Annotated in this window: 6 protein-coding genes; 4 read left to right on the forward strand and 2 right to left on the reverse strand. The window is 48.1% G+C overall.

What is annotated here, in order from left to right:
• Positions 1–357 precede the first annotated feature (357 nt).
• The 4 genes from AC06L3_RS01635 to ppdK all read left to right on the forward strand — a co-directional run bounded on the left by AC06L3_RS01635 (position 358) and on the right by ppdK (position 8,096).
• Positions 358–2,409 carry a DEAD/DEAH box helicase gene (locus AC06L3_RS01635; RefSeq protein WP_475668887.1) on the forward strand — a complete coding sequence of 684 codons (2,052 nt, stop codon included), beginning with the start codon at positions 358–360 and terminating at the stop codon, positions 2,407–2,409.
• Between the two features lie 276 nt (positions 2,410–2,685).
• A complete protein-coding gene (locus tag AC06L3_RS01640; protein WP_475668888.1) occupies positions 2,686–3,885 on the forward strand; it encodes a radical SAM protein in 1,200 nt (399 codons plus the stop codon).
• 60 nt (positions 3,886–3,945) lie between these two features.
• A complete protein-coding gene (locus AC06L3_RS01645) occupies positions 3,946–5,205 on the forward strand; it encodes a DUF5009 domain-containing protein (RefSeq protein ID WP_475668889.1) in 1,260 nt (419 codons plus the stop codon).
• Between the two features lie 167 nt (positions 5,206–5,372).
• Positions 5,373–8,096: a pyruvate, phosphate dikinase gene (gene ppdK / locus AC06L3_RS01650; protein ID WP_475668890.1), complete on the forward strand. Its 2,724-nt coding sequence runs from the start codon at positions 5,373–5,375 to the stop codon at positions 8,094–8,096.
• Between the two features lie 172 nt (positions 8,097–8,268).
• Here the strand turns inward: ppdK and AC06L3_RS01655 are convergent, their stop codons facing one another.
• Both AC06L3_RS01655 and AC06L3_RS01660 read right to left on the reverse strand, forming a co-directional pair.
• Positions 8,269–9,816, reverse strand: a complete 1,548-nt coding sequence (locus tag AC06L3_RS01655) for a hypothetical protein (RefSeq protein ID WP_475668891.1) — start codon at positions 9,814–9,816, stop codon at positions 8,269–8,271.
• 21 nt (positions 9,817–9,837) lie between these two features.
• A complete protein-coding gene (locus tag AC06L3_RS01660; protein ID WP_475668892.1) occupies positions 9,838–9,978 on the reverse strand; it encodes a hypothetical protein in 141 nt (46 codons plus the stop codon).
• Positions 9,979–10,106 lie beyond the last annotated feature (128 nt).

A 10,106-nucleotide genomic window follows, 5' to 3' on the forward strand; every position in this document is an offset into this window, starting at 1 on the left:
CGAACTTGCTGGAATGCGAAAACTTGCGAAAATACTGCGGAGAGTTGCCAGGAGCAGCAAGTTCGGTATAGCCCGGGAGCGGTGAAGTACTGATACCACATCAGTGGTATAGCGATGCCCGCGGATTTGTGCGAAAGCGAATAGATTGCGCTAAGGCACAAATCCGGTATAGGGCAAGGAGCGGGAATAAACACAACTTGGGACAGAGTCCCAATAAAAGAAAAACCTGACGCAATCAAGCGAGCTGCAAGAATCGGGAAACGAGTGCGTTTTGAGGGAAAATGTGGCAAAACAGATGCAAAAGACAGCGGAAACAAATTCTGCTTTGAGAATACGGATAAGAAAAACAAAATATATATGAAAGACGAAGTAATTGAAACAAAAGAAGTAAATGTGACTTTTGCGGAACTGGGATTATGCGAGCAATTGCAGAAGGCGGCGGCAGAACTCGGTTTCGAGAGACCGACACCTGTCCAGGCTCGGACAATACCTCAGCTGCTCTCAAGCAGCGATGACCTTGTCTCACTGGCACAGACAGGAACGGGCAAGACAGCCGCTTTCGGTTTCCCTATTCTTGACAAACTGTTCAGAGGCGAGTTTACTGGAACCGCTGCAAATGCCGGAGAAGAAACACAGGAAGATTCTGCAAGTCAGGCAGCGTCAGATAAAAACAGCAAGAACCCAAAGATTCTGATTCTCAGCCCAACACGTGAACTGTGCAAGCAGATTGCCGAGGATCTTGAGAGATACGCAATGTTCCTTCCTGAAACAAGGATAGTATGTGTGTATGGCGGATCAGGAATAGTGCGTCAGATGAAGGAAGTAAAGCAAGGTGCTGACATCATAGTTGCAACCCCGGGACGAATCCTTGACCTTTGCAAAAGAAAAGTGGCACATCTTGACGAAGTGGCTATGTTCGTGCTCGATGAAGCGGACCAGATGCTTGACATGGGCTTCAAGGATGACCTTGATGCAATCGTAGCCGAACTTCCGGAGGAGAGGCAGACCCTGCTCTTCAGCGCCACAATGCCTGTTGAGGTTGAGAATATAGCAAAGAATTATACAAGGAACTACAAGTCCATAGTTGTTGGCCAGAGAAATTCAGGCGCTCAGAACGTGCGTCATTTCTATGTGGTCATCAAGGAGGAGGACAGATATCTGGCCCTCAAACGCATAGTTGATTACTTCCCTGAAGTTTACGGAATCATTTTCTGCCGTACCAAGCTTGAGACACAGGAAATAGCCGGTAAGCTTATGACCGATGGTTATGATGTGGACTCCATTCACGGAGACCTTACCCAGGATGTCCGCGAGCAGGTCATGAAACGCTTCAAGGACAAGACCCTGAGCCTGCTGGTTGCCACCGACGTTGCTGCCAGAGGCATTGACGTTGACAGCCTTACCCACGTTATCAATTACAAACTTCCCGACGAGCTTGAGATTTATACCCATCGCAGTGGAAGAACAGGCCGTGCCGACAAGGAGGGCCAGTCAATCATAATTGCCAACAGCCGCGAAATGTACAGGATCCGGAAGATTGAGAAGATGATAGGCAAGGAGATCAGGCGCGCAAAGATTCCTGGAGGTCCTGAAATCTGCAAGAAGCAGATTGAGTTCCTTATAGACAAGCTCGATGACGTAACTCTGCCGGTTGAAGCATTCCCATATCTCCCTATTCTTGAGGAGAAGTGGAAAGCAATGACCAGGGACCAGATTATCAAGAAGTTCCTGGCGGTCACGGCCAACCGCTTCCTGGAGTACTACAAGAACGCTCCCGATTTGAATTACATAGGCGCAACGGAGCGCAGGAGACCTTCCGGCTCCCAACATGGCGATAGTTCGGAAAAACCATCCCGCAGCCGCAGAAGGAGTTCCGCAGAAGGTCAGGAGCAGGGCGCTGCCAGTGAAAGCAGGCTGGAAAATGCCGGGCAGTACGAAGAGGAGCGTGGCGGAAAGACTAGAAAGAGCGGAAGAGCTTCCGATGAAGGCGAGTCAGGAAGAACGGAACGTGGCGGCAGGGGCAGACGCAGTGACAAAGAGGAGAGATCAGGTAGAAGAGACGGTGAGGAAAGGGCTGGAAGAAGAGGTCAGGAGGAAAGTGAGAGCCGAAGAAGCAGCAGGGGAAGAGGAAGAGGAAAAAGGGACGATGAGGAAAGAGCAGGCAGAAGAGGCCGAGAAGAAAGAGCGTCAGGCAGAAACGGCAGGGAAAGAGGAAGTAGAGAAGATGAAGGAAAAGCAGGCAGACGAGGACGTGGCGAAAGCGGACGAGGAAGATCTTCCGAAAGCAAGGGGCGTAAGAGAGGCGAGACAATTTCCGAGAAACAGGATAGAAAGTGGTACGAACAGTTCGTTTCAGAAGTAAGAGAAAACTACAGCAAGGACGAGAAGCCTCGCAAACGCAAGAAATAGTTCGTTTCAGATTAAAACGAAATTCGTTGTCCACGCAGATGTGCCTTGAAACGCATTCTGGCCATGGTCGGCGTGGAAGGTGAGGCAAAATTGCCTCATCGTCCACACAAATCAGCACTACAGATGCATAGTAGGCCGGTGAGGGTGGACGGTGATTTTTGCTTTAACGTATTGCATAACTGGATTGGGATAGTTTGTGAATAATTGGTTAGCTGGCATGCTTTAAGAAACTGGACTGAGATAGTTTTTGAACATTGCTTGAATTATAACGTGTTAATGTACAAGGTTTGGCTCAGAGGACTCATTGAAATATCGAACAGGTGCAGGAAAAACTGCCTGTATTGCGGAATCAGAGCCGGGAATTGCAAGGTTCGCAGATATGAACTGAGCAATGAGCAGATTATGCAGGCCTCGCAGTTTGCGCTTGACAACGGTTATGGCAGCGTTGTGCTGCAGGCTGGGGAGAGATGTGACAGCGACTTCGTGGAGAATATTGCCAGACTGGTATATGATATCACTCATCTGCGCAGCAGAACATTTGCTCCGCTTGCCGTCACGCTTTCATTGGGCGAGCAGAGCAGGGATATCTATAAACTCTGGCACGAGGCTGGCGCCGGCAGATATCTGCTCAGGATTGAGGCTTCTGACAAGGAACTATACGAACGCATCCATCCGTGTACTGTATGCAATGACATCAATCCGGCAAGTTTGAACAACGAGCCAAAAAGCCGGATATCAAGAGTGAGCTCCCTGAATGTGGCGCACAGCTATGACACCAGGGTGGCGTGCATCGATAATCTCAAGAGCCTGGGATACATCACGGGCAGCGGCATGATGATTGGCCTGCCTTTCCAGACACGTGAGAATCTTGAGCACGATATTGACTTCATGGTCCGCCACAAGATTGATATGGTTGGTATGGGCCCATACATCCCGCACGAGGATACACCTCTTGGCCAACTTTTCCTGCTTGACGGCAGCAAAGTGCGGAACAATGACAAGGCAGTTGAGTGTGTTGCTGATGAATGTGCTGTTCCGCTTGACCTTGGAAAAGAGAACTGCTATGAAACAGAGAACGTGAAAGAAGAACAGGAGGATAAAGCGCAACGAATCTGCTGCAACGGTGAAAAGTTGTGGGGAGAGTTCATGAATTACAGCGGGGAGGAAAAGGTGAGACTGACCATCGCTGTGACAAAAGAGTTGAGAAGAAGGCTGCCTGATATAAATATTGCCGCCACAACGGCGCTGCAGGTTCTGAGCCCTACGGGGCGTGAGGAGGCTATAAAGGCAGGTGCCAATGTGGTGATGCCAAATATCACTCTGCCGGACGCAAAACGGGAGTACAATCTTTATCAGGGCAAGACCAATGTTGATGATTCGCCGGAGAATGTGAAGAAGGAACTGGAAAGGAATCTCACCGCCTTTGGATGTGCAATAGCCTGGGGTGAGGCAGGAAATCCTCCATTCAGACATTGATATCTCTGTTGAAGTCAATGGACGTGCAATTCCGCTGCATAATCAAGGAAATACGAATATATGGAAAGAACTTTTGACTGGAGCCGCAACACGGCCATAGACATGCTCAGGGCGCTTACTATGGCGCTTATGATTTTCGTAAACGACTTCTGGAAGGTTCACGGCGTGCCGCAGTGGATGGAACATGCAAAAGTGGGCGTGGACTTCATCGGCCTTTCAGATGTGGTCCTTCCGCTCTTCCTCTTTGCGGTTGGAATGTCCGTGCCATACGCCATTGAAAACCGGTTCAGGAAGGGCCTCGCAACCGAATCAACGCTGGGACACATTCTTATGCGAGCATTCTCGCTCATGATAATGGGCTGCGTGATTGGCAATGCCAGCCAGAGACTTCCTGAGGACTTCTCACTGTACAAGATAGGTTTCTACTGGATACTCATGGTGGTATGCTTCTTCTGTGTATGGAACGCTTATCCCAGCAGGGACATAACAGCCGGCAGAAAACGTATGTATATGGCAATCAGATGCCTTGGCATTGCCGGACTGCTCTTTCTGGCATTTACATACAGGAGCCCCAAGGGCTTTGTCTTTGATGTGCGCTGGAGCATTCTGGGCAGCATTGGCTGGACATATCTGGTGACTGCCATCATATATCTTCTGACAAGAAACAATATGCGCAGGCTCGGTCTTGTGTGGCTTGCAATGTTTGTGCTCTGCGCCCTTACAAATCATACAAGGGAAGAACTGGGCGGCGGCAATCTGCCAGGCTTCCAGGAACCGAATTTCCTTGGCGGGATAATGACAGCATGGCATATAGGCAACAATACGCTGCTATGTCTTGGCGGCGTGATTTTCTCTGTCATCATTGCCGGGCGCGGCTTCAGCCCCCGGATGTGCGCAAAGAGTCAGGTTGAAAACCATTTCAGACAATTCAGTCAGTTCACACTATCCGCGCTCACGGCTTTCATATTGCTGGCTGTCATTTCAAGAAGAGTATGGATTGCAGCCAAGATAGGTCTGACAATTCCCTGCATCTTCTACATTTACGCACTGGCCATTGCAATGTATGCAATTTTTATCCTGCTCAGCAGATACGGTCTCACGAAATGGTATGAGTGGCTTTTCAGGCCGGCGGGCACTGCCACCCTCACCACCTATATGATTCCGTACGTATTTTATGGCTTTGCCGATATTTTCAATATAGTCCTTCCTGACTTCCTCACTTACCCTCCCATGGCGCTCTGGAACTGCTTTGGATTCTCCCTGCTGGTGATATTCATATCAGGCGTTCTTGAAAGACTTGGAATCAAGCTGAAAATTTAAATAATAGCAATTTTGTTACTTGCCCTTTCTTGAAAAAATCTTATATTTGTAGGATAAGTGATGAAATTTTAATCATTTCCAACATGGCGATGGTTAAAATAGTATATTTCTTATAAGGCCAGTAATATATTTTGAATACAACAAACAATTATTTTTAATAAAAAAGTATGTCAGAAATTAAGAGAGTATATCGCTTCGGTGGCAAGATTGCCGAGGGCGATGGCACAATGAGAAACCTGCTCGGTGGCAAAGGCGCCAACCTTGCGGAGATGTGCAGACTTGGTATGCCTGTTCCAGCAGGTTTCACCATTACAACAGAGTGCTGTACTGAGTATTATGCAAACAACGGTCAGTTCCCTGCAGAGTTGAAGGCCGATGTTGACGCTTCAATGGCAGCTACTGAGAAGATAATGAACATGAAATTCGGAGACCCTGAGTGTCCGCTTCTCGTTTCCTGCCGTAGTGGTGCAAGAAGCTCAATGCCTGGTATGATGGAGACAGTCCTCAACATTGGTCTGTGCTCAGCTACAATTCCTGGACTTATCAAGAGAACCAACAACCCTAGATTCGTATATGACGCTTACAGACGTCTGATCATGATGTATTCAGACGTTGTAATGGAGAAGGCCGAGAACATTGAGCCTGAAGAGGGACACGGAATCCGCGTCCAGCTTGACAGAATGCTTGCAAAGGTTAAAGAGGCCAAGGGTTACAAATCAGATACAGACCTTACAGTAGATGACCTCAAGGAACTCTGCGAGGACTTCAAGGTAAGAGTAAAACAGGAACTTGGCAAACCGTTCCCGGATGATGCATACGAGCAGTTGTGGGGTGGTATCGGTGCCGTTTTCAAATCATGGAACGGAAAGAGGGCCATTGCTTACAGAAGAATCGAGGGTATTCCTGATGACTGGGGTACAGCAGTGAACGTTCAGTCAATGGTATTCGGTAACATGGGTGAGAATTCAGCAACCGGTGTTGCATTCTCAAGAAACCCTGCTACAGGCGAGAACAAGTTCTATGGCGAGTGGTTGATCAACGCTCAGGGCGAGGACGTTGTTGCAGGTATCAGAACACCTAACCCACTCAACGAGGCAACAAAGAACGAGCACAACAAGAATATGGCTTCTCTGGAAACAGCAATGCCTGAGGTTTACAAGGAGCTTGACCAGATCCAGCAGAATCTTGAGCATCACTTCCATGACATGCAGGATATCGAGTTCACAATCCAGGACGGCAAGCTCTGGATGCTCCAGTGCCGTATTGGCAAGAGAACAGGCATTGCCGCTCTGAACATGGCAATGGATATGCTCCACGAAGGACTTATTGATGAGAAGACAGCAGTTATGAGAGTTGCTCCTAAACAGCTCGACGAGCTTCTCCACCCAATCCTCAACCCTGAGGAGGAGAAGAAGGTTGCTCCTGTTGCACAGGGTCTTCCAGCAGGTCCTGGCGGTTCAGTAGGCCGTATAGTATTCACAGCTGCCGAGGCTGTTGAGGCTGCTGCAAAGAAGGAGAAAGTCATCCTCATCCGTGAGGAGACCAACCCTGAGGACGTTGAGGGTATGAGGGCTGCCGACGGTCTTCTTACAGCTCGCGGAGGTATGACCTCTCACGCCGCTCTTGTAGCACGCGGATGGGGCAAGTGCGCTATTGTTGGTTGCGACGCTCTCAAGATCAACATGATCAACAGAACAGCCACAATCGGTGACAAGCTCTTCAAGGACGGTGACATCCTCTCATTGGATGGAACAAAGGGTCTCGTATTCGGACAGGCTATCCCTACAATGAACGCTTCAGAGAACCCTCGTTTCATCGAGTACATGAAGATAGTTGACAAATACAGAGTTCTTGGTGTAAGAACAAACGCTGATAACCCTTACGATGCACAGACAGCTCTTGATTTCGGCGCTGAGGGTATTGGTCTGTTCCGTATAGAGCACATGTTCTATGGCAAGAATTCAGCAGAGCCTCTTGCAAAGCTCAGAAAGATGATCATGTCCAACACAACAGTTGAGAGAGAGCATGCTCTCGCAGAGCTTGAGCCATTCGTTAAGGAGGCTGCAAAGGGCACAATGAAGGTTATGGACGGCAAGCCTGTTACCTTCCGTCTTCTCGACCCACCATTGCATGAGTTCGTTCCACAGACAGCAGAGAAGCAGAAAGAACTTGCAGCAGCATTCGATATCACCATTGCTGATGTACAGAAACGTGGTGAGGCTCTTCATGAGGTGAACCCTATGATGGGTCACCGTGGAGTACGTCTCGGTATCACATATCCTGAGGTTTCAAGAATGCAGTTCAAGGCTATCTTCACAGCTACCGCAGAGCTTATGAAAGAAGGTTACACACCTCAGCCTGAGGTTATGATTCCTGTAACCATCTCTGTAAGGGAGCTTAACTTCCAGAAGAACATCTGTGAGGAAGTTCACGCTCAGATTGAGAAGGAGTACGGTGTAAGCATCAAGTATCTGTTCGGAACAATGATTGAGATTCCTAGAGCAGCTATCATTGCAGATTCAATGGCAAAGACAGCTCAGTTCTTCTCATTCGGTACAAACGACCTTACCCAGATGACATTCGGCTTCTCAAGAGACGACGTTGGAGCATTCATGCCTGACTATCTTGCAAACAAGATTCTCCCTGCAGATCCATTCCAGACAATCGACCGCTACTCAGTAGGCAAGCTTGTTGAGATTGGTATCAAGGGTGGTAGAAGCACCAACCCTAAACTCAAAGTAGGTATCTGCGGCGAGCACGGTGGTGACCCTGCATCAGTAGAATTCTGCAACGAGATTGGCATGAACTACGTATCATGCTCTCCATTCAGAATTCCTATCGCAAGACTTGCTGCGGCGCAGGCTGCCATCAAGGCTAACGAGGCAAAATAATGCGCAGTAATGCTTATAAATGAAAATCAGGCGGTTGGGGATGGCAAAACAAACCTTTCCGCCTGATTGTTTTATGTACATTTCGGCACGCTTGGAGTGCAGTCTGCGCAGGGACGCTGCTTCCAGCTCTGCTTCTGTTTAGTCACCCTCTTTGTGATATATAAAAGGGATACTATTTTGTCACATCTGCAACGAGGCGGATACTGCAGGCGGTGGGACGTTCCTCGTTGAAGAACGGGATGACTTTGTCGGTACCGAATAACAAGTTGTGCGAATATTTGTCGTCTTTCACGGTAGAAGACCAATAGAAGCCAAGGCCTCCTTCGCTGATATAGGAGACATTTGAACCTTTACGGATGCCCGTGGTAGGAAGGAATACTGCTCCCACTGCCTCCAGCGCTATCCATTCGACCTCTGAATATTCATTTGCGTCCCAATGGACGACTGAAGAAGATTTGAATGCCTTGAAGCCTGCATAAGGATCGCTGAATAAATCCGGAAAAAGTATTATACCGTGCACGTTATTTACAGTTGCGTAACCATATTTATTTGCAGCATCGGTTCTTTCTTCGAACAGTTGACACCATTCAGATTTGCTGAGTGTATAACATTCGTCCTGCCCATCAACGGTTTGCCTGTGATTATCATCACAGAAAAGATAAGAGCCGCTATTGTTATCTCCTATAGCGACAGATACGTCGTCGGACCAGGTGAAATGGGATACGTGAGCGAAATTATAAAGTCCATCAGATGTCGGTTCCCTCTCCCACTGATTGGTCTCAAAATGCAATGCATTTCCCGTTTCACCAGCTATTTGACCATACCACAAGTTGCCCCTGGAAAAGCGGACCGTCTTGTCCGGGCCAACCGTAAACTCTCCACTCAGGAGTGCCGGCTTGGTGTGGAAATCAAGGTCCCAGTTGTTGAAGGTATATATATTGTTGCGGTCAATCCGGGCAGCCTTTTTTGTCGTCATCTCAAAAACTGTATAGTCGGTGGTGGTGATGATTATTTTCATCCCGGCAGTGTAGGTATTCGGAGGAAGGCAGATGTAAAAATCCGTGGCTTCAGATGACAGCGCCACACCTTCTCCACAGTCCAGCGAGACTGCTCTGCTATATTCTACCGGGGTGGTGCTGGTGCTGAGACTGAGCGTTGCCGCATCGCTCATTGTGAACTTCCCACAGACTCCTTCGTTTGCTGTTACTGTGATGTACTTGACCTTTTCATCGGGATCGCCTTTGAGAGAAAGGCAGAGTACGCCGCAGATATTCTTGAATGAAAGAAGTTCGTTTTCACTTTCCGCATACATCGGGGCATTGAACCTGCCGGCCGCATAGGTTTGAACGGAAGGAAGTTCAAAGTGACCTTCCTTATAAAGATGTGAGGGATAGATAGCTTTGTACTTGCCATCTTCCTTGATTGCGCCCCAACCATTGAAAGTTGCTTTGGTAGGGTCGGCATGGACGGATGAAACGGCATACTCCGCACCCTTGATTGAAATCCTGTCTGTCGTTTCCCAGTTTACCTTGACTTTGTCTGCTGCAGAACCATTTACTAAGACGGTCTTTGTAATCTCCGGGTCGATAGTGGCCGTGAAGGCAACGGCATCAGAATCGGTTACATTCTCTTTCCCGGGAGTTTCCTGCTTTGTGCAGGATGCTGAGAGTATAAGTTCAAAAGCAATGGTTATAGTAGTGATGATGATGTGCTTTCTCATTCGTCTGTCCTCCTCTTCCGATTAAAACCAATCGGGGTTATTCTTGTTTGTGTATTCCTCATTGGAGGTATCTCCGCTAAAACAGAGAACGCCCGGCACATTTACCTTGACCACCTTGACCGTTGGGGCTTTGTAGGTCGTCTTTGAATCTATTATTTCCATATTGTTAATGTTGCTTATCAAATTGAAACGCTCTATTTCACCCGGTGACTGATTTTTGAGGGCTATTTTGACTGATTTCAACTGAAAAGGCCTTACCTTTGCCATGTTGAACGGCACAAATTATGGAT

It is taken from the genome of Candidatus Egerieousia sp. (assembly GCF_056211015.1).

Coding starts and splice junctions, on each gene's coding strand:
- AC06L3_RS01635 (WP_475668887.1), top strand. CDS start 358: ATGAAAGACGAAGTAATTGAAACAAAAGAAGTAAATGTGACTTTTGCG.
- AC06L3_RS01640 (WP_475668888.1), top strand. CDS start 2,686: ATGTACAAGGTTTGGCTCAGAGGACTCATTGAAATATCGAACAGGTGC.
- AC06L3_RS01645 (WP_475668889.1), top strand. CDS start 3,946: ATGGAAAGAACTTTTGACTGGAGCCGCAACACGGCCATAGACATGCTC.
- ppdK (WP_475668890.1), top strand. CDS start 5,373: ATGTCAGAAATTAAGAGAGTATATCGCTTCGGTGGCAAGATTGCCGAG.
- AC06L3_RS01655 (WP_475668891.1), bottom strand. CDS start 9,816: ATGAGAAAGCACATCATCATCACTACTATAACCATTGCTTTTGAACTT.
- AC06L3_RS01660 (WP_475668892.1), bottom strand. CDS start 9,978: ATGGAAATAATAGATTCAAAGACGACCTACAAAGCCCCAACGGTCAAG.